The sequence below is a fragment of the Paenibacillus agri genome (genome assembly GCF_013359945.1).
In the GTDB taxonomy this organism is placed as follows: domain Bacteria; phylum Bacillota; class Bacilli; order Paenibacillales; family Paenibacillaceae; genus Paenibacillus_AQ; species Paenibacillus_AQ agri.
Map to the genome: position 1 here is coordinate 102,243 of NZ_JABWCS010000214.1, position 20,192 is coordinate 122,434.

At 50.1% G+C, this 20,192-nt stretch carries 17 protein-coding genes and 1 other RNA gene; 16 read left to right on the top strand and 2 right to left on the bottom strand.

The window, feature by feature from the left end; translation table 11 throughout:
- The first annotated feature begins 37 nt into the window (after window positions 1-37).
- The 6 genes from dnaG (at window position 38) to rnpB (ending at window position 6,269) form a co-directional block, all read left to right on the top strand.
- On the top strand, window positions 38-1,858 hold the full coding sequence (gene dnaG / locus HPT30_RS18635; protein WP_066364231.1) for a DNA primase: 1,821 nt from the start codon (window positions 38-40) through the stop codon (window positions 1,856-1,858).
- Between the two features lie 41 nt (window positions 1,859-1,899).
- The gene (gene rpoD, locus HPT30_RS18640) at window positions 1,900-3,033 is read left to right on the top strand and encodes an RNA polymerase sigma factor RpoD (RefSeq protein WP_066364230.1); all 1,134 of its coding nucleotides are present in this window, start codon (window positions 1,900-1,902) and stop codon (window positions 3,031-3,033) included.
- Between the two features lie 53 nt (window positions 3,034-3,086).
- Window positions 3,087-3,935, top strand: coding sequence for a hypothetical protein (locus HPT30_RS18645; RefSeq protein ID WP_175372851.1), 849 nt, complete (start codon window positions 3,087-3,089; stop codon window positions 3,933-3,935).
- Window positions 3,932-4,708, top strand: coding sequence for a tRNA (adenine(22)-N(1))-methyltransferase (locus HPT30_RS18650; RefSeq protein ID WP_175372852.1), 777 nt, complete (start codon window positions 3,932-3,934; stop codon window positions 4,706-4,708). The genes HPT30_RS18645 and HPT30_RS18650 overlap by 4 nt, the downstream gene beginning before the upstream one ends.
- Complete coding sequence (locus HPT30_RS18655) at window positions 4,684-5,799, top strand: Nif3-like dinuclear metal center hexameric protein (protein ID WP_175372853.1); 1,116 nt, start codon at window positions 4,684-4,686, stop codon at window positions 5,797-5,799. Before HPT30_RS18650 ends, HPT30_RS18655 begins: the two co-directional genes overlap by 25 nt.
- Before the next feature lie 60 nt (window positions 5,800-5,859).
- An RNA gene (rnpB, locus tag HPT30_RS18660) (RNase P RNA component class A) lies at window positions 5,860-6,269 on the top strand.
- Between the two features lie 131 nt (window positions 6,270-6,400).
- Here the strand turns inward: rnpB and HPT30_RS18665 are convergent.
- Window positions 6,401-7,618, bottom strand: coding sequence for an aminotransferase-like domain-containing protein (locus HPT30_RS18665; RefSeq protein ID WP_175372854.1), 1,218 nt, complete (start codon window positions 7,616-7,618; stop codon window positions 6,401-6,403).
- A gap of 94 nt (window positions 7,619-7,712) precedes the next feature.
- Between HPT30_RS18665 and pdxR the strand changes: the two genes are divergently transcribed.
- Entirely contained in the window at window positions 7,713-9,170 is a 1,458-nt protein-coding gene (gene pdxR, locus HPT30_RS18670; protein ID WP_175372855.1) for a MocR-like pyridoxine biosynthesis transcription factor PdxR, read from the top strand.
- 89 nt (window positions 9,171-9,259) lie between these two features.
- Here pdxR and HPT30_RS18675 read toward each other — a convergent pair whose 3' ends face one another.
- Window positions 9,260-11,152, bottom strand: coding sequence for a S8 family peptidase (locus tag HPT30_RS18675; protein WP_175372856.1), 1,893 nt, complete (start codon window positions 11,150-11,152; stop codon window positions 9,260-9,262).
- 266 nt (window positions 11,153-11,418) lie between these two features.
- On the opposite strand from HPT30_RS18675, the gene HPT30_RS18680 reads away from it, so the two are divergent.
- The 9 genes from HPT30_RS18680 (at window position 11,419) to typA (ending at window position 20,099) form a co-directional block, all read left to right on the top strand.
- Complete coding sequence (locus HPT30_RS18680; protein ID WP_066364215.1) at window positions 11,419-11,913, top strand: YpuI family protein; 495 nt, start codon at window positions 11,419-11,421, stop codon at window positions 11,911-11,913.
- A 207-nt stretch (window positions 11,914-12,120) separates the two neighbouring features.
- Window positions 12,121-12,345, top strand: a complete 225-nt coding sequence (locus tag HPT30_RS18685) for a DUF1540 domain-containing protein (protein ID WP_175372937.1) — start codon at window positions 12,121-12,123, stop codon at window positions 12,343-12,345.
- A gap of 11 nt (window positions 12,346-12,356) precedes the next feature.
- Window positions 12,357-12,767 carry a hypothetical protein gene (locus HPT30_RS18690; RefSeq protein ID WP_175372857.1) on the top strand — a complete coding sequence of 137 codons (411 nt, stop codon included), beginning with the start codon at window positions 12,357-12,359 and terminating at the stop codon, window positions 12,765-12,767.
- Window positions 12,768-13,204: 437 nt separating this feature from the next.
- Window positions 13,205-13,912 carry a lytic transglycosylase domain-containing protein gene (locus tag HPT30_RS18695; protein WP_175372858.1) on the top strand — a complete coding sequence of 236 codons (708 nt, stop codon included), beginning with the start codon at window positions 13,205-13,207 and terminating at the stop codon, window positions 13,910-13,912.
- Between the two features lie 207 nt (window positions 13,913-14,119).
- Window positions 14,120-15,277 carry a cysteine desulfurase family protein gene (locus HPT30_RS18700; protein ID WP_175372859.1) on the top strand — a complete coding sequence of 386 codons (1,158 nt, stop codon included), beginning with the start codon at window positions 14,120-14,122 and terminating at the stop codon, window positions 15,275-15,277.
- Window positions 15,274-16,557: a tRNA uracil 4-sulfurtransferase ThiI gene (thiI, locus tag HPT30_RS18705; RefSeq protein ID WP_175372860.1), complete on the top strand. Its 1,284-nt coding sequence runs from the start codon at window positions 15,274-15,276 to the stop codon at window positions 16,555-16,557. The genes HPT30_RS18700 and thiI overlap by 4 nt, the downstream gene beginning before the upstream one ends.
- A 98-nt stretch (window positions 16,558-16,655) precedes the next feature.
- Window positions 16,656-17,315, top strand: a complete 660-nt coding sequence (locus HPT30_RS18710) for a TerC family protein (protein ID WP_175372861.1) — start codon at window positions 16,656-16,658, stop codon at window positions 17,313-17,315.
- 187 nt (window positions 17,316-17,502) lie between these two features.
- On the top strand, window positions 17,503-18,036 hold the full coding sequence (locus HPT30_RS18715) for a hypothetical protein (RefSeq protein ID WP_312876352.1): 534 nt from the start codon (window positions 17,503-17,505) through the stop codon (window positions 18,034-18,036).
- 221 nt (window positions 18,037-18,257) lie between these two features.
- Complete coding sequence (typA, locus tag HPT30_RS18720; RefSeq protein ID WP_175372862.1) at window positions 18,258-20,099, top strand: translational GTPase TypA; 1,842 nt, start codon at window positions 18,258-18,260, stop codon at window positions 20,097-20,099.
- Window positions 20,100-20,192: the final 93 nt, after the last annotated feature.

The following is a 20,192-nucleotide window of genomic DNA, read 5'->3' on the forward strand; positions in this document are numbered from 1 at the left end:
AATTATATTTATTTGTTAAGAGATGAAGGTGGTTGAAATGGCTAGCGGACAGGGAAGTATCCCGGAAGAGGTCATCGAGAGCGTGCTGGCGCGCCATGATATTGTCGATACCGTCGGTAAAGTTGTCCAGTTGACCAAGCGGGGGAAATATTTATGGGGCCTCTGCCCGTTTCATTCGGAGAAAACCCCTTCCTTCACTGTCACTCCAGAGCGTGGAGTATTTCATTGTTTTAGCTGCGGTATGGGCGGAAATGCCATCAAATTCAGGATGGAAATCGAAGGGTTATCCTTCCCCGAGGCAGTTAGAACGATGGCCGAAGAAAGTGACATTCCCCTTCCGGAAGGAAAAAGCGGGCTATTATCTCCGCCAGACCCCGAACGGGACCGGCTGCTTCAAGCGTATGAATGGTCTGCGAAGTTTTATCATTTTCTGCTGAAGAATACGGAGCACGGCACTGCCGCCATGGAGTATTTAAGATCCCGGAATTTCAGCGATAAAATGATTGATCAGTTCCAGATCGGATATGCGCCGGACCGCTGGGATACGCTCCAGCAATTTTTAGAGAAGCGTCAATTTGATCTCGCCGAGATGGAGCGGGGCGGACTATTGTCCGTCAGAGGCGAGGGTAAGGGCTTCATCGACCGTTTTCGCGGCCGGATTATGTTTCCGATTGCGAGCCGCACAGGCAAGGTGATTGCTTTTGCCGGAAGAATTCTGGGGGATGGCCAGCCGAAGTATCTGAATTCCCCGGACACGAAGCTGTTTAACAAAAGCAGGGTTCTGTACAATCTGCACCAGTCGAAAGCATCCATTCGCAAAACGCGGCAAATCGTTCTGTTAGAAGGATATGGGGATGTCATTTCAGCCTGGGAATCAGGTGTATTGAACGGCGTTGCTACTATGGGAACCTCGCTCACCGAGAATCATGTGGCAATGATGAAAAATCTGGCTGATGAGATTGTGCTGTCGTATGATGGCGACCGGGCGGGACAAGCTGCGGCTATCAAGGCTATTCCGATGCTGGAGGAAGCGGGGTTCCGCGTGAAAGTTGCCGTGCTGCCCAGTGGACTGGACCCGGATGAATTTGTATCCCGTTATGGTGGGGATCGGTTCAGGGAACAGGTAATTGAGTCGGCGGTCTCATCCGTGAAATTTAAGCTTATATATCTGAAAAAAAACCATATACTCCTAGAGGAAGACGGTAAAATTGCTTACGTAAAAGAAGCACTTCAGATTATTGCATCCTTGCATTCCTCCACGGAACGAGAAGTTTATTTGCGGGAAATCGCCTCCGAGCTTGAGCTGTCATATGATAGTTTAAAGCAGGATTGCAATTTACTCCGGGCATCGATGCAAAAAAACATCCCCGAAGGGGATAATAACGATAAAAGGTGGAATAATGGTAGGCATAAAAAAGGGCAAGTGCAGACACCAACGCTGCTACCCGCTTACCATGTCGCGGAACGGCGCCTGTTGTCCTTCATGATTCAGGACCCGGAAGCCGCCACATATGTGGGCGAACGCCTCGGAGAAGATTTCAACATCGATGATCATGCGGCAATTGCCGCTTATCTATACGCCTATTACGCTCAAGGAAAACCACCGGGAATCAGCCGGTTTCTCTCATCTCTTCAGGATGACCGTCTGGAAAAAGCGGCAACTGCTATTTCCATGATGGATACCCCTCCAGACTGGAATACACAGGTGCTGGACGACTACATCCGTGAAGTGCGGAAATACCCCCTGCAGCGCAGGATGGAACAGAAGCGAGAAGAAATGATTCAGGCCGAAAAAACAGGTGACTTTTTGCGTGCGGCACAAATAGCAAGTGAGATTATAGCCCTAGAGAGACAATGAAATGCCTGGCAGGATGTACCTAGGGAGGAGGGAGTCGAATTATGGCGAACGATCAGCATACTGAACTCGAAGCGGAATTTACTTTGGATCAGGTTAAGGATCAACTTATTGAACATGGCAAGAAAAGATCATCACTGAATTACAAAGATATCATGGAGAAATTGTCGCCGTTTGATCAAGACCCCGAGCAAATGGAAGAGTTCTATGAGCAGCTTAGCGATCTGGGGATTGAGGTTGTGAACGAGAATGACGAGGAGGTTACGACTCTTCGGCAAAGTGAGGACAATGAAGGCAGCGATAATGACGACTTCAGCTTCGATGATGATCTGTCATTGCCTCCGGGCATCAAGATCAATGATCCTGTGCGGATGTATTTGAAAGAAATCGGCCGTGTTCCCCTGTTGTCGGCAGACGACGAAGTGGAGCTTGCTATGCGGATCAAGAACGGCGATGAAGAAGCCAAACGCCGTCTTGCAGAAGCGAACCTGCGGCTCGTAGTCAGCATTGCGAAGCGCTATGTGGGCCGTGGCATGCTGTTCCTGGATTTGATTCAGGAAGGTAACATGGGTCTGATCAAAGCGGTGGAGAAGTTCGACCATAATAAAGGCTTCAAATTCAGTACGTATGCTACTTGGTGGATTCGTCAGGCGATTACCCGCGCGATTGCGGACCAAGCCAGAACGATTCGTATTCCGGTGCACATGGTTGAAACAATTAATAAGCTGATCCGCGTCTCCCGTCAACTGTTGCAAGAGCTTGGACGTGAGCCTTCTCCGGAAGAAATTGCAGCAGAGATGGAATTGACAGTAGAAAAGGTCAGAGAAATCATGAAGATTGCTCAAGAGCCGGTATCGCTGGAAACACCGATCGGTGAAGAGGATGATTCCCATCTGGGCGATTTCATTGAGGATCAGGAAGCGTTGGCCCCTGCGGATGCGGCGGCTTACGAATTGCTGAAGGAACAGCTGGAGGATGTGCTGGACACGCTCACCGAGCGTGAAGAGAACGTGCTTCGTCTGCGTTTCGGTCTGGATGATGGCCGGACGAGAACACTGGAGGAGGTTGGTAAGGTCTTCGGCGTAACCCGGGAACGGATCCGTCAGATCGAAGCCAAGGCGCTTAGAAAACTGCGTCATCCTAGCCGCAGTAAACGGCTGAAGGATTTCCTCGAATAGGATGTATGAACTGGACCTTCTGCTGCTCAGTGGCAGGAGGTTCTTTTCGTTTAATGGGCGGAAAGAGGGATGAGCCGGTGAATTTGGAGAAACGCGACACGATCTTGAATGAAATTCAGTATTGGAGAAAGAGCCGATTGTTACCAGAGCAATATTGCGATTTCTTGACTAACCTGTATGACGACGAAAATGCGGTCAAGGACAGTAACCCCATCTCGCTGCAAAATCTGCAGCAGGGCAGCATCAAGATATGGTTGTTTGGTTTTGGCATTATTTCCTTGTTTTTCTTGATTAGTATATATTTTAGCGTTTTTCCCTGGCCTTTGCAAATCGCAACCGCCCTGTCTGTCCTGATTGTTTGCTATGGATATGCAGCAATTTTCAGAAAGCGTAACCGAATGATCAGCCTGATGTTGACAGGAATTGGCAGTTTGTTGACCTTGGGATTCGGCTTGTGGCTCATTTCGCTGCATCATCTTGATCCAGACTTCTGGCAGCCGATTCTGATTGGAACCTGCGGTTTGCTCTGGTGTGTGCTTGGCTTTGTTCTTCGCATCGGGATATTGCAATATTGCGGTTATGCCTTCTGGGCGCTGCTGTATGCGGGCTTCTTCGGCGGGATGCGTCCGGATGCTTCAATGCTTGAGCTGGAACTGCTTTGGCTGCCGCTGTGTGTACTGATGGTCTGGCTGAGCTGGCTGCTGCATTACCGGGTGAGTGGAGTTGCCGGTGTGTATTTTGCAGTGGGAGCCACGCTCTGGCTTCTGCCGGAGCTGGATGCGCTTCTGCTGCGGCATGATTATCCGCAGTGGATTGCCTTCTTGCTGCTAGCGAAGATTGCTGCAGAACTGGCGTTGTTGTTTATTTTCCGAAAAAAATGGATTGCGTGGGTGGCTACATGAACAATACTAAATTATCTGAACGGCTTCAGCTGGTGCTGGAGCAGATTCCACAGGGCAGCCGGCTGGCCGATATTGGCTCCGATCATGCGCTGCTGCCTGTAGCAGCTATACAGAGCGGACGTGCCGTGTTTGCTGTCGCAGGAGAGGTTAATGAAGGACCTTTTGAAGCTGCACGCAGAGGTGTGGCTGAAGCTGGAAAAGGAAAAGTGATCTCGGTTCGCCGGGGAGATGGGCTGGAGGTACTGGAGCCGGGCGAGGTAGACAGTATCACTATCGCCGGTATGGGCGGATCGCTGATTGCGGCGATTCTTGACCGGGGACGGCAGCAAGGGAAGCTGGAAGGCGTGACGACCCTGTCGCTTCAACCGAATGTTGGCGAAGATAATCTTCGTCGTTGGTTGCTGGAGCATGGTTGGGTGCTTACCGCTGAGCATATTTTGGAGGAAGACGGCAAGATCTACGAGATCCTGACCGCGGTGCCAGAAGCTACGGGGACTCACACTAATGATGAGGTGTACAGCGATCTGAAGCTGGCGGGCGGCGAAGTCGTTTGCAGTAAAGATAGATTGATCCAGATGGGTCCTTGGCTGCTGCGGTCGCCGAATGATGTGTTTTTTGACAAGTGGCAGGGCGAGATCCGGAAGCTGGAAAGCATTCTTGCCTCGCTTTCTCGCTCCGAGCTAGCCTCGGCTGAGGACAAGCGGAGAGTCATTACAGGACAGATCAAGGAAATCACGGAGGTGCTGGAATGCTTGCGAAAGGACAAACTGTAATTCAGTATATGGAGCAGCTTGCCCCAAAGCATATCGCCGAGGAGTGGGATAAGGTCGGGCTTCAACTGGGCTCTTTGCAGAAGGAGATTTCAGGGATTCTGGTCGCGCTGGATGTGAACGAGGAGATTGTGGAGGAAGCTATTTCCCTGGGCTGCAATCTGATCATTGCCCACCATGCGATTATTTTCCGTCCCCTGCAGGGTATTCTTACAGATACGCCAGCTGGCCGATTGTATGAGAAGCTCATTAAGCACGACATTGCTGTGTATATCAGCCATACGAATCTGGATGTAGCCGAAGGCGGGATGAACGAATGGATGGCGGAAGCGCTCGGCATTGAGAACAGTGCACCGATTAAGGATATTCATTCGGAGCAATTGTCCAAGCTGGTAGTGTTCGTCCCGAAAGATCATCATCAAAAGGTGCTGGATGCCATTCTGAATGCAGGTGCGGGTTCGATTGGTAACTACAGTCATTGTAGCTTCAATATCGAGGGATACGGCACTTTTCTGCCGGGTGAAGACACTGAGCCTTATATTGGGGAGCCGGGGAAAATGCAGCGTGCTGAGGAAGTACGTATCGAAACGATCGTGCCGCAGGGGATCCGTAACAAAGTGGTGCAGGCCATGCTGAAGGCTCATCCTTATGAAGAAGTAGCCTATGATCTGTATCAGATGGACCTGAAGGGCCGCAGCCTCGGTCTGGGCCGGGTAGGGAAGCTTAAAGAGGCCACCACACTTGGAGCATTCGTGGAGACCGTCAAACAGGGGCTGAAGGTGGATAGGGTGCGTGTGGTTGGCGAACTTGATCGTCCGATCCGTAAGGCAGCTGTTCTGGGCGGTTCCGGTGCTAAATACTACAACAGCGCGATTTTCCGCGGGGCGGACGTGCTGGTTACTGGAGACATTGATTACCACACGGCTCAGGATGCGCTGCTGGCGGGTATTACCTTGATTGATCCGGGGCATAACGCGGAGAAGATCATGAAGGAGAAAGTTGCGGAGTGGATGACCGGGAAGTTGACTGAAGGACGTTATAAGACGGCAGTCCATGCTTCGCAGGTGAATACGGAGCCATTCCGTTTTATGTAGTTCCAAACAATTACACTTGTGCAGGACACCTTAAGTCTGTATAATATAAATGTTGTTCGGAAAGTTTGACAGACAATCGCCGGCGGCGCAAGCCGCGGGAGGAAAGTCCGGGCTCCATAAGGCAGGGTGCTGGATAACGTCCAGTCGGCGCGAGCCGAAGGATAGTGCCACAGAAATGGACCGCCGATGGCCGCCCTTGGGCGGCACAGGCAAGGATGGAACCGAGGTGTAAGAGACCCCGAGGAACACTGGTGACTTTGTTCCTGGTAAACCCCATCTGGAGCAAGACCTAATGAGACGCAGCGCTTCCCTAGCGGAATGTGCAGCCTTCGCCTGAGGCGCGTCTAGGTTGGTCGCTGGAGCTGTGCAGTAATGTATGGCCTAGATAGATGATTGTCGCTTATGGTGGGAGGGTAGTTCCCGTATGAACCACGAAGAGCACAGAACCCGGCTTACGGCAAACTTTCCTAACTGCAACGTTATGTATTAATTTTTCAATCGTCTGATGAACAGCATAGATCAAACGGCGGCGTTTATCCGGTTATCCGGGTAACGCCGCCGTTTTTGTTTTTATAAAAAAGAAGTCCGGTAAACCCGCCCGCTACAAGATAGCAGTCTCAAGTTCCCGCCACTGCACAATGGCTCTCATCAGGCGCTGCACGCCTTCCTGAACAAGCTGAGGCGGCGTGTGGGTGAAATTAAGGCGCATCGTATTCTTCTCTGGATGAGAGGGATAGAAGACCTCACCGGGGACAAAAGCGACACCTTGCTCCATGGCTAACGGCAGGAGCTTTGTCGTATCGATTTCAGCTGGTAGTGTCAGCCAAAGAAACATCCCTCCCAGGGGCTCACGGAAGCGCAATCCTTCCATACCCTGAGCAAGAAGCTCCTGGGACAACAGCTTCATCCGCGAATGATATTCTCGGGAGACACTAGCAATGTGCTGTTCAATATCGAACGTCCGCAGAAGCTGATGCAACGCCCGCTGATCGATTGCGCTGGAATGCAGATCGGCTGTCTGTTTGGCCTTGGCAACCATTCTGACAAGTTCAGGGGTAGCCGCAATCCAGCCTGTACGCAGGGCAGGAGCGACAATTTTAGAAAAGGTGCCAGTATAGATGACGCAATGTTCTTTATTGCTGTTTCGGTCGATGGCCGCTAGTGTAGGCGGAATGCTGCCAGGCTCACTTGTGAATCTCAGTTCGCCATAAGGATTATCCTCCAGAATCAGTGTGCCGTATCGTTGGCACAGCTGTACAATTTGTTGGCGGCGCTCCGTGCTCCAAGTAGCCCCAGAGGGATTATTAAAAGTAGGGACGGTGTATAGCAGCTTTGGCTTCAGCCTCCGTAGCTTCTCTTCCAGATCCTCGGGTAACATCCCTTCACTGTCGTGGTCCACAGTATGGATATTGGCCCGGTAGAAGTTCAGTGATTGCAATGCAGCGAGATAGGTAGGTGTTTCTACGAGCACGACATCGCCGGGGTCTAACAGAATTCTACAAATCAGGTCAATTGCTTGCTGAGAGCCTGTAGTCAACATAATCTCATCCATATTTACGGGAATGCCCTGACGGGCAAGTCGTCCGGCAATTTGTTCACGCAGGGGAGTGAAGCCCTCGGTGATTCCGTACTGAAGTGCGGAGCCGTTGCCTGATAATACCTGGTTGTAAGCAGCCCGGACTGCTTCTACCGGAAACAGCTCTTCAGCGGGCAACCCACCCGCAAGCGAGATCACATCAGACCCTTGTGTGACTTTCAGGATTTCCCGAACGACTGACGATCCTATATTTTGAGCTGCTGTAGAGTACTGGATATTCATAAGATTACTCCCCGCCTTCTTGGTTTGATGGTATCATAACGACATCGCAGTATAACAGTAAAGGTCCGAATATAACAGTTGGGAGATAACGGGTATGCACATAGAACTGAAGCGCGGCAGCAGCCGATCCTTGCCTCAGCAAATCTACGAAAAATTAGGGCAGCGGATCTCCTCTGGTCTTCTGCTTCCCGGAGCGCGTCTGCCCTCCGTACGTGAACTAGCCCTGTCGCTGAAGGTCAGCCAGGTGACAGTGAGCAAGGCTTATGCGGAGCTGGAGAAAAAAGGGCGTATTCTCTGTATTCAGGGGAAGGGTTGTTTTGTAGCAGATATAGAGCATGAGGGAACCGGGGAAGGCGGCGGTTGGCAGGGACGTTATGATGATTATTTGCCGAGAGCGCAGCTCTGGCGTAATTTCAATGAGTCTGAGGCCGACTATTCATTCCATCTGGCGTCGTTGCATCGTGAACTACTGCCGCTGAGATCTATTGGCAGCACCATGGCCGCTCTTGTATCGGAACAGCCTGAATTAATGGCATCTTACGGAAATTTCCAGGGTGATCTGGAACTGCGGGAGGTCATGCGGCGGCATCTGCAGAAGCGAGGCATGGCGCTGGCTTCTTCGGGGCTGATGATTACAAGCGGATCACAGCAGGGTATTGATCTGGTGGCACGTACTTTTGTGGGACCGGGAGATGTTGTCTATCTTGAAGATCCCAGCTATACAGGCGCGATTGATGTCTTTGCCGGCCGCGGGGCAGAGATGATTTTTGTGCCGATGGATCGTGAAGGGATGAGAGTGGATATTCTAACTTCTTTATGTGACGAGCGCCCCCCGAAGCTGATCTATACCAACCCGACCTTTCAAAACCCGAGCGGAGTTACGATGAGCATACGAAGAAGACAGCGGCTGCTGGAGTTGGCTCGCAGTTACCGCTGTCTTATTGTGGAGGATGATCCATTCAGTGATTTGTATTTCCGTGATCCACCCCCGCCTTCCATCAAGTCGATGGATAGAGATGGGCATGTCGTATATTTGAAAAGCTTCAGTAAGGTGCTGGCTCCCGGCTGCCGAATCGCTTGTGTCGCCGCTGAAGGGGACATTCTGTCCCGGCTGATTGCCGCCAAATCCGCCAGTGATCTCGGCAGCCCGCTCCTGACTCAGCGGGCTGTACTGCCCTTCATAGCGGACAGCTACGAACGATATGCCTCAGGTCTCCGTATCGCTTTAAGGGAGCGGATGGAGAGTGCAGGAAGGCTATTGAGGCAATACGCTCCCTCCGGCGTCCGCTGGACGCTGCCTGAGGGCGGGCTCAACATGTGGTTGGAGCTCCCGGCTGCACTCCGGATTGACAAATTGCACACCCTCGCTGAGCAGGAGAGTATTTCTTTCCTGCCTGGTGATGTCTGCCAAGCGGGCGAAGGAAACTCAAGGCATATTCGGCTTTGTTATGCACAAATGAATAAAGCCCGCATGGAGCAAGGGCTGAAATTATTTTTAGAGCTACTGTCCAGGTACATGGCCTCTGAATTACCGGACGAAATGATCCAGTAAAGGCTGTCCTAGGTGGATCCAGCACCGTACTGAGCCGCGATTACATTACCAGATGCAAGTACGTATTACCACGTCATTCGCAAGTTTTATCAAGGGTTAACACCCATTCTCTGCTTCAACTGGTTAAGTTGCTGCCGGACATGCTGTGGCCAGAGCTGTAGCGGGACGGGATTGCCAGAGGCTGCCTGCAGGGTCTTGTAGATATCGACCTGACCCCAGCCGTAATATTTGTCATGACCCGGGGTGCCGAGGTCAATTGCATTTTTCATCAACAGATCCATGACCTCTTGGTTGCTCAGATCGGGATTCAGGGATCGAACCAATGCGGCCAGCGCTGCTACATGGGGGCTTGCCATAGATGTGCCAGACAATGCCGCATACTGGCTGTCCGGATATGTGCTGGCAATGCTTTCCCCAGGAGCGGCAACGTCCACATAATCACCGTAATTGGAGAACGATGCCCGCTGGTGTGAAGCGTTGGTTGCAGCTACAGCTAGCACTTCCGGATAGGCGGCAGGGTATCCCGGCCGCTCCGTATTATCGTTTCCTGAGGCCGAGACAAGGACTACGTCCCGGTCATAAGCATATTTGATGGCATCGTGCAGAAATTGGGAGTCGGCATAGTTCCCGAGACTGAGGTTAATGACCTTGGCCCCGTTGTCGGCGGCCCAAATGATGCCTTCAGCGACCGAGTAGGTGGTTCCCGCCCCGGAGTTATCGAGTGCTTTTACCGGCAAAATCTTGTTGTACCAGCTAATCCCCGCGACACCCTCGCCATTGTTGACCAGCGCTCCGATAATGCCCGTTACATGTGTTCCATGACCCACATCATCATCCGGAGTAGAGCCCTTCGTCACGGCATTGTAGCCGGGCAGAAGCTTGCCCTGCAGATCGGGATGGCTGGCCTGCACGCCGGTATCTACGACTCCGACAATGACATCCTTACTGCCTTTATTTAAATTCCATCCCTGTCCTGTCTCAATCGCCGGTAAATTCCACTGGTAAGTGGAGTAAAGCAAGTCGTTGGGCGTAATAACCTCCGGATTTGTTTCAGAGACGGTATCATTCGTTAAATATAAGTAGTGTGGTTCCGTATACTCCGGATGCCATTTGTTATCGAAATAGGATTTGAGCTGATAAAAACTCATCTTCTCCGAGCGGAAAATATAAGCGTAGCCCAATTTACGCGGTTCTTTGCCGTTGATGTCAGCGACAATTGTCTGCAGCTGCCCTTGAGTGGGATGGCCGTTCGGGAAACGGACTACGATCTCATTTTCATAAAAATGGCTGGCATTCTGATTGTCATGTCCGGTCTTGACTGTCAGTTCACCGAGGGTATCGGTATGCACAGATTCAACACGGAATTTCCCTTCTTTGGGGTAAGGAATGAGGCGAAGGTTCTTGAGCTGATGATCGGCAACTTTGCCCAGGACTTTCTGATTAATCAGCGCAATTACGCCGATACTGCCTTCCTTGTCACGTTGGCCCATAAAATAATATTTTTCCTGGCCGACCACAAAAGTGGGCGATTCGTAGGACTTGTGATTTTTTAAGCTGGACTTGGCTAGCTTCAGGTACTTCTGCAGTGTTTTATTCTCCTGATCGCTGCCTTGAGGAGGGTCGGATTTGAAGGTGGTGGTCTTATTGCTACGGAAATCTAACCATGTCAGCATGGCAAAATGCCCGTGTTCCTGCTTAAGGTGCTCTGCATACACTGAAACATCCTTAAAGGAAGCCCCATGTGCCTTGTTGAGCAAGCTTGTCAGATGTTGGCTTACATCCACCCGGTTCAACCGGTCCGTTGCTGTGACATCTTGGGAAAGTGTAGTTTTCTTCAATATTTTCTCCTGCTTGGGGCCGGGGACTGAGGCTTGTCTAAGCGGCGTATTTCCCTTCTCTGCCGGCCGTAAGGCGAAGGTCAGCAGAACAACCGTAAATATGGCGGTCAGCAGACCAGCAATTCTTAAATTTTTTCGTGACATGATTTCCGTTCCTCCATGGCTTTGTAGTCTCCATAGATTGAGAAACGGAAGCCTGTTTTATGCATTGCAGAAAAGGGATACCGCAGGCTCGTTTTTTATGATAATATCAGAAGATAGAAGACCCCAGGATTGAATTCCTGAACTTGTAAGATTACATCGGAACATCATAACTAATGAAACTTGAACTGTGAACTGTGAACTGTGAAAAGTGTAAATTGAACGTAAGCGACGGCAAGAGTAAGGAATAATAAGGGGGAGCAACCGCCATGTCAGCTAATGTGCAGAAATTATGTGAAACGACGAGAGAAAAGCTTAAGATCGCTATCGATAAAGTGGAGCTGTTCCTGAACCAGCACGCATTACCGCAGCTTGTTACCGAGCAGGATGAGGAAACTGTGCATTTCTATGAAGGGTTTCTGTCCGATCTGCGTCATGTGCTGGTATTCTCCGAGATGTCTTATGAGAAGCTGGGAGTTGCTTTGCGCCGTGCCACATTTGATGAATCATTTGCGCAGAAAGCGCTTTATAATGTGTACCATTATGGTGTGAATAACTTCTTTTATCCCAAGAATGAAAGCTACTCCGAAGACGGTCGTTATGCCTATACAGGGCAGGATGCTATCCGTTTCCGCAAGAAGCCAGTACGTCCAGCCCGTGATATCATTCTGGACATTACCAAATTGTATGAAGAATTGCGCGATGATCTGACTTATTATGAGAATGATTATTTGACTGAGAAGCGCATGCAAAATCAGGTGTAGTCTTATCCAAAACGTTTATTTAGGATCAGTAACCCAATTCATGGGTGCTGATCCTTTTTTGCGTGAACCAGCAGGCCTCGGCTCGGTGTTCAGCGGGGGCGGTCCCTGTGGGCGTTCTCAGGGCCAGCATCGTTCGGGAATCAACTGGAAGCGGTGAATCGCATAGCTAATTGTCTGCTCGGACATAATGAAGCCGAGGTGATGATGATGCCAAACGCTCAAAAGCCGTTCGTAAAGTGCAGTGTCAGCAACTGTCATTATTGGGGAGAAAGCAACATTTGCAGGGCCGAAGAAATCATCATTGAAATTGACAAGCACACGGGTAGTCATTTTAAAGAAGAATTCGCTGAAGAACTGATTCATGGCGATCATAAAGATCATGCCAATACCTCATCCGCAACCTGCTGTCTGACGTTTAAGCCGAACTCTTAGGAGGCCCACTCATGGATAACTATGATAACGAACCTGAACGGTCGGAAGAGACCTCTGATCGTAAAAAAGTCATTCTGCGTCCCCGTAGAGTCGATTATCCGCGCCGGGAACGCGAACATCGTGAGGAATATGCTGCTGAAGTAAGTCCCGTTCCAACGCAACTACAAAATGCTACGGTCAAGGACAGAACTGAAGACGATGAAGTGGATGGAACGGACAGTGGAAGTCGTGTAATGGGCTATACAGGTCTGGCCTTCGGCATCTTGTCCTTGTTCATCTGGTCGATCGTGCTGGGGCCGGCAGCCGCAGTGATTGGTTATTTTGCCTATGCCAGAGGTCAAAAGACGACAGGCGCGTGGGCTATAGGACTGGGAATTGTTGCTGCGCTGAGCTATTTTGTAATGACACCATTTGCACGCTGACAAGCGCTGGTGGAAAACGGAAATATCGACATCGAAACAGGCTTCTAGACCTAAATATACAGGTCTGAAGTCTGTTTTTTGATGCCTCATATAGCAAACATTTCAAATAAAATGTAAGATGAAGGCGTATTTTAAAAATGAAATGTGAAGAATTCAATATAGAGAATATATAAGATGAACAAAAGAAAGTAACGAAGAGCGAAGAGGAACGAAGGGGGAAGTTTGGAACTGTAGGAGCGAAAGCGACCGCCTGAAAGCTTTCCGTAGGAAAGCTCGCATCGGAAGCATTAGCTCACCAGATTTCAACCGCTAAAAGTGGTTAGAAGAAATCTGGGGACAACAGCGGCCGGAAGTCCAAACATTCCGCCGTAGTGACGACCGAGCCTTAAGTTCGATCTTAAGTTCGTCTTATATAGCTAAAAGAAAGGAATGTCAGCATGGGGATTAATCCGGTACAAGCCAACGGGGCTGGTCAATTGAAATGGGTCAATCTGAAAACAGGTGCAGTGACAGGACCTGCAGACAAGGTGAAGGATACTCCGGTTACGGGGAAATCGTCTGCCGTGTTCTCAGCGATGCTGCAGGAAGGGACCGCACAGGGTGATTCGCTGAGGAGTCTTGATAGCGCTGCTGCTCTGGCCGGTATGGCCGCAGACAGCCCGCTTCTCTGGCAGAATCTTGGCGCACAGTCATCGGGAAGCATTTCCGGGGAAATAACGGGAACCAAATCCACCGATTATGAGGATCTTATTCAGGCGGCAAGCGCTAAATACGGTGTACCGGTTGATTTGATCAAAGCTGTAATTGATACGGAATCCTCTTTTAATCCCAATGTGGTATCCTCCGCTGGAGCCAAAGGTTTGATGCAGCTGATGGATGGCACGGCCAGTGGGCTTGGGGTATCCAATCCATTCGATCCGGCGCAAAGCATCGACGGGGGCGTACGGTATTTGTCGTACCAGCTTCAACGCTTCGGCGGTGAAGAAAGAATGGCGCTGGCAGCTTATAATGCCGGTCCGGGCCGGGTGACGAAACTTGGCGTCAGCAATGATCAGGAACTGATGGCCAATTTGTCCCAGCTTCCTAAAGAGACCCAGGCTTATATCTATAAAATAGAACGCGCCCGCGCACAATACGCGGTATAATAAAAAGGATCAAACGGGACTTCCTCCCTGGGCTACATGCCCCGGCAGCCTGTTTGATCCTTTTCTCTGTATCAGGAGCAGAAAGGATTTCTGCTTGCTGATTAAAGGAAGGCTTTTTGAACAAGCTCATATAGTGTAGAATCAGAAGACTGTACTTGTACCGTCTAAAATCCTCAACCTATTAGAAATAAAGGAGACTAACGATATATGCTTTACTGGGATTACGCCGCCGCTGCTCCGCCTTATGAAGAGGTGGTCCAGACGATGGAACAAATCATGAAACTCCACTATGCCAATCCTTCCTCTCTGCACAAAGCGGGCATGGAGGCGGGGAGGCTGGTCAGACGGGCGCGGGAAGTCTGTGCGGCGGCTATTGGAGTCAAGCCAGAGGAGATTCTCTTCACGTCAGGGGCTACAGAGAGCAATAACCTTGCTATCAAGGGTGCGGCTCTCCAATATGAGAGCCGGGGCCGTCACTTGGTGACTACGGAGCTTGAGCATCCGTCTGTCTATGAGAGCTGTCTGCAGCTGCAGCAGCGGGGATGGGAAATCACCTTTATCGCTCCTGATGCCAATGGTATAGTGAATCCTGCTGCTGTTGCTGCTGCTGTGCGCAAAGATACAGTGTTGGTCAGCGTCATGCATGTTAATAATGAGATCGGTACAGTTCAGCCCTTGAAGGAGATCGGGGCGCTGGTAAAATCAGCGAATCCCCGGACGTTATTCCATGTGGATGGAGTACAGGGCTTCGGGAAGCTTCCCGTAGAGCTGAATGTATGGAAGGCCGATCTGTACAGCCTATCCCCCCATAAAGTTCGCGGACCGCGCGGTGCGGGCCTGCTCTACGTTAAGGAAGGCGTTGCGCTTGCACCACTGCTGACCGGTGGCTCCCATGAAGAGGGATTGCGGGCTGGCACGGAGAATGTCCCGGCAATTGTAGCCTCCGCCAAGGCTGTGCGAATGAGCGGGGAAGGACGACAACAATTATATGATCAGCTTGTACCGCTACGTGACAGGTTGTTGCATTTTCTGAGCGGCATTCCGGAATTTGTCGTGAACAGCGGGGAGGAGGGTGCGCCTCATATTGTGCATTTTTCCTATCCCGGTATGAAGGGTGAAGTCATGGCCCGTAAGCTGGAAGAACTGGGCATGGCCGTATCCACCCGTTCCGCTTGTTCTTCCCGGCTAGCTGAGCCGAGCCGCGTGCTTCTATCGATGGGGCGCTCTGCCCGGGAAGCGCTGGGGGGCATTCGGATTAGCTTCGGTGACAAGCATACTTTTGAGGATATTACGGCCTTGGAAAAGGCGTTGATTAAAGCGGTACAGGATTTGAAGATTGCAGAAGGAGGCGTGAATAAATCATGAGTGCCAACAATGAAGTCCAGCCGATTCCCGGCAGCAGTATTGAATACGCCGATATGCTGCTTTTACGTTTCGGAGAGTTTACTTTAAAAGGCAAGAACCGTGCACGGTTTGAACGGACGGTACTACGCCATGTCAAAGAAATTATCAAGCCGTATCCCGGCATTGTACTCAGTAAAGAATTCGGACGCATCTATGCCGAGCTAAATGGGGAGCCTGCTGCTGAGGTTGCTGGTGCCCTGAAAAATGTATTCGGTATCGCCTCCGTTAGTCCAGTGAAATGTGCTCCCTCCGAGCTGGAACAGATTGTAGCAGTAAGCCGTGAGCTATTAGTGAGATTGGCGCCTGCGCCTGGCACGACCTTCAAGGTGAATGCCCGCCGGGTATGGAAAGACTTCCCTTATGGCTCCATCGAGATGAACAAGCTGGTGGCTACTCCGCTCTTGCAGGGTTATCCCGGCCTGACGGTGGATGTCAAATCGCCAAAACTGGAGCTGCGGATAGAGATCCGTCAGAATCATACTTATATTTTCTGTGAAAATATTGAGGGAGTCGGGGGTTTCCCGCTCGGTACCAATGGCAAGGCTTTGCTATTGCTGTCGGGCGGTATCGATAGCCCAGTAGCCGCGTGGTCTTCTATGCGCAGAGGGCTTGAGGTCGAATGCATTCATTTTTACAGCTATCCGTATACCAGTGAACTGGCTCGCCAAAAAGTCGTTGACCTGGCACGAGTACTCTCCAGATATGCAGGGGTAATCAAGCTGCATCTGGTTCCGTTCACAGAGGTTCAGACTTCTTTTACGGGTATCGGACAGGACAATTTAATTATTACGCTGATGCGCCGGGCTATGCTGAGAATCGCCACTGGCATTGCCGAGCGGGAGGGAGCACTGGCTCTGGTAACGGGCGATAGTCTCGGACAGGTCGCCAGCCAGACACTACCGAGCATGAACGTTATCGGACGCGCTACGCAGCTCCCGCTGCTCCGCCCGCTCGTTATGATGGACAAGAGCGAAATTGTGGACCTGTCCAAGCAAATCGGGACCTATGACTTATCCATTCTTCCCTATGAAGATTGCTGCACCTTGTTCGTTCCGAAGTCCCCAACTACCAATCCCAATCTGAGGATTGTAGAGAAGATAGAAGCGACGCTTCCAGGTTATTCGGCGCTGCTGGCAGAAGCTGTGGCGGCTACCGAGACTATTGAAATTACGCCATATGGAGATGAAAAGCCAGCAGAGGTGGTTAGTGTAGAAGCTGGACTGCAGGAGGAATGGTTCTAACAACTTTTTATTCATCACCTCTGAAAAATGGGACAGCAAGCATAGCTTGTCACTTTCGGACATACATGTAATTACATGTAGTTCGAGGGGGTAGAAGTATGGATTCAATTGTGCTGCTAGGTGAAATTTTGATGATCAATCTGGTGCTTAGCGGAGATAATGCTATGGTAATTGCACTGGCCAGCAAGGATCTTCCAGAGCATCATCGTAAAATGGCAGTGTGGTGGGGAGCAGCCGGGGCAGTGCTTCTGCGTTGCCTTTTGACCTTTGCCGCAGTTCTGCTGCTTAAAATTCCCTTTATTCAGGCGGGCGGCGGACTTTTGCTGCTGTGGATTTCCTTTAAGCTGTTGGTGGAGGAAGAGAACACGCTGAGGATATCCGGAGTATCTACGATCTGGAAATCGATTCGGACAATTCTTCTGGCTGATTTCATTATGAGCCTTGATAATGTACTGGCTATTGCAGGTTTAGCCCAAGGAGATTTGTCTCTGATTGTCATTGGTATCGCGCTCAGCATTCCGATTGTCGTCTGGGGCAGTGGAATTATAGTGAATTTGCTGCACCGTTTTCCATTGCTGGTCTTCATCGGCGCTTATATTTTAGCTTATACTGCGGGGGATATGCTGCTGCAGGACACCAAATTAGGACCGATGGTTTCTTTGGCTTTGCCGTCGCTACATTCCTCGCTTCCGCTCTTCTTGGGTATTGTGGTGGTAGTAACTGGAGCGATCAAGCGACGTGCTGCCAGAATCGTTTGAAGCAAGGCGTGCAAGGGTGGTCTCTCAAGAGGCCATCCTTTTTTTGGTTAGAGTACGTAGTATCCTGTCCATAATGAGAAGAGATAGAAGAATGTGGTGTTTTGACCCGTTTTCAGCTAAAATGAAAGTGAATTCTGTCGTAATTCGGGGCTGAAGTGCTCGAAGAAGCAGGAAGTGATGTTGAACCATGAAGGGATGGATGAGAGAGATGTCTTCCAAAAATGACATGAAGCTTGGGATTTTCATTGCCGCTGCCGGCATCGTGATTTTATTCGGGAAGCTGGGAGTCTTCGGATTTTTGGGGCGGGCACTCTGGCCCCTCGTGATTCTGCTTCCGGGCCTTTTGCTGTATGTATTGTTCTTCAATCGCCGGGTGTCTGCTACCCTGCTGATTCCTGCTGGAGTTCTGACCGTGTATGGCATTCTGTTCGGACTCTGTAATATTTGGGGCTGGGGCCTGATGAGACATTTATGGCCGCTGTTACTGATTGGCATTGCGTTAGGACTATATCAATATTCGCTCTATTCTCCTTACCGGAGTAGGGGGCTCGCAGTTGGTTCCGCTGTAATTGGCTTGCTTAGTCTTGTCTTGTTAGTATTCAGCTTACTTGGAACAGGATTCCTCTATGTACTTGGTGCTGTTTTGGTCCTGGCGGGTCTCTGGTTGATTGCCGGACGTGGCAAATCGCGGGGCGGGAAGAAATGGAATGGCGGCTGGTAACCGGCATTTGCACAAACAAGCATATAAATAGGAAAAATTTAAGCGAAAACCAGTGTGTTTTTTTCATAAAAAGACTTGCTTTTCATGGTGCTTTCACTATAAAATTAATGTTATGATAAAGCGTCGGCTTTCCGCCAGGCGCTTCTTTTGTGAGATTGTCGTGACATGCTCAGAATTTGAACAGATTTAATTTGATAAATGAGAGGATTTGGATACAAATCATGCATTCAAGAAAAGACATTCGCAACATTGCGATTATTGCCCACGTTGACCATGGTAAAACAACACTGGTTGACCAGCTTCTGCAGCAGTCCGGTATTTTCAGTGCCCATGAGACCCTTCAGGAACGCGCCATGGACTCCAACGATCTGGAGCGTGAACGCGGAATTACGATCCTTGCCAAAAATACTGCAATTACCTATAAAGAGTTCTTGATCAACATTGTAGATACCCCTGGACACGCCGACTTCGGCGGTGAGGTTGAGCGGATTATGAAGATGGTTGACGGCGTAGTGCTCGTTGTTGACGCTTATGAAGGTTGTATGCCACAAACGAAGTTCGTACTTCGTAAAGCGCTGGAACAGAATTTGAAACCGATCGTCGTTGTGAACAAAATCGACCGTCCGGCTGCCCGTCCTGCGGAAGTTATTGACGAAGTACTTGATTTGTTCATAGAGCTTGAAGCTAGTGACGAGCAGCTGGAATTCCCGGTAGTGTATGCTTCCGGATTGAATGGTACTTCAAGCCTTGATCCAGAGAAACAGGATGACAACATGTTGGCCCTGTACGAAACAATCGTTGAGAAGATTCCTGCTCCAACTGAAAGTGTCGAAGAGCCGCTGCAATTCCTGGTAACTCTGATGGACTACAACGAATATCTTGGCCGTATTGCCATTGGCCGTGTTAACCGCGGTGTGGTTAAACAAGGTCAGTCCGTAACAGTTATTATGCGTGATGGTAAGAGCAAGACTGCACGTGTTGAGAAGCTGTTCGGCTTCCAAGGTCTGAAGCGTGTAGAAGCAGAAGAAGCTGGCGCTGGTGACATCGTTGCTATTGCCGGTATCAAGGACATCAACATTGGTGAGACAATCGCTGATCCTGCACATCCTGAGGCGTTGCCTGTCCTGAAGATTGACGAGCCAACCATGCAAATGACATTCCTCGTTAACAACAGTCCGTTTGCTGGTAAAGAAGGTAAATGGGTAACTTCCCGCAAGCTGCGTGAACGTCTGATGAAAGAGCTGGAGACAGATGTCAGTCTACGCGTACTTGAAACAGATAGCCCGGATGCATTCGTAGTATCGGGACGCGGTGAGCTTCACCTCGGTATCCTGATCGAGAACATGCGCCGTGAAGGTTATGAAATGCAAGTATCCAAGCCTGAGGTTATCGTTAAGGAAGTCGATGGGGTCAAAATGGAGCCGCTTGAGCGCCTGATGATCGACGTACCGGAAGATAGCATGGGTGCTGTTATGGAGAGCCTGGGCAGCCGGAAGGCTGAGATGGTAAACATGATTAACAACGGTACTGGACAGGTTCGTCTGGAATTCTTGATTCCTGCACGTGGTCTGATCGGTTACAATACACACTTCCTGACATTGACACGCGGCTACGGTGTAATGAACCATGCATTCGACAGCTATGCACCACTGATTGGTGGTCAAGTAGGCGGACGTCACCAAGGCGTACTGGTGTCCACTGAGACCGGAACTTCCACGTTCTACGGAATGATGGGTGTTGAAGACCGTGGTATCCTGTTCCTGGAGCCGGGAACCGATATTTATGAAGGTATGATCGTCGGCGAGCATACTCGTGACAATGATATCGTCGTTAATATTTGTAAGGAAAAAGCATTGACTAACGTTCGTTCTGCAACGAAGGACGATACTGTAAAAATGAAAACGCCACGGATGTTCTCTTTGGAACAGGCGCTTGAATATTTGAATGATGATGAATATTGCGAAATCACGCCGAAATCGGTGCGTCTGCGTAAGAAGATCCTTAACAAGAGCGAACGCGAGCGTGCTGAAAAGCAACGTAAACAAGCACAAGCAAGCGTGTAAGCAAGAATCTAATAAGCCGTCGGAATTAAGATTCCGGCGGCTTATTTTTTCACAAAGAGATACATAGAAGGAATTTTGAGGTTAAAATGATAG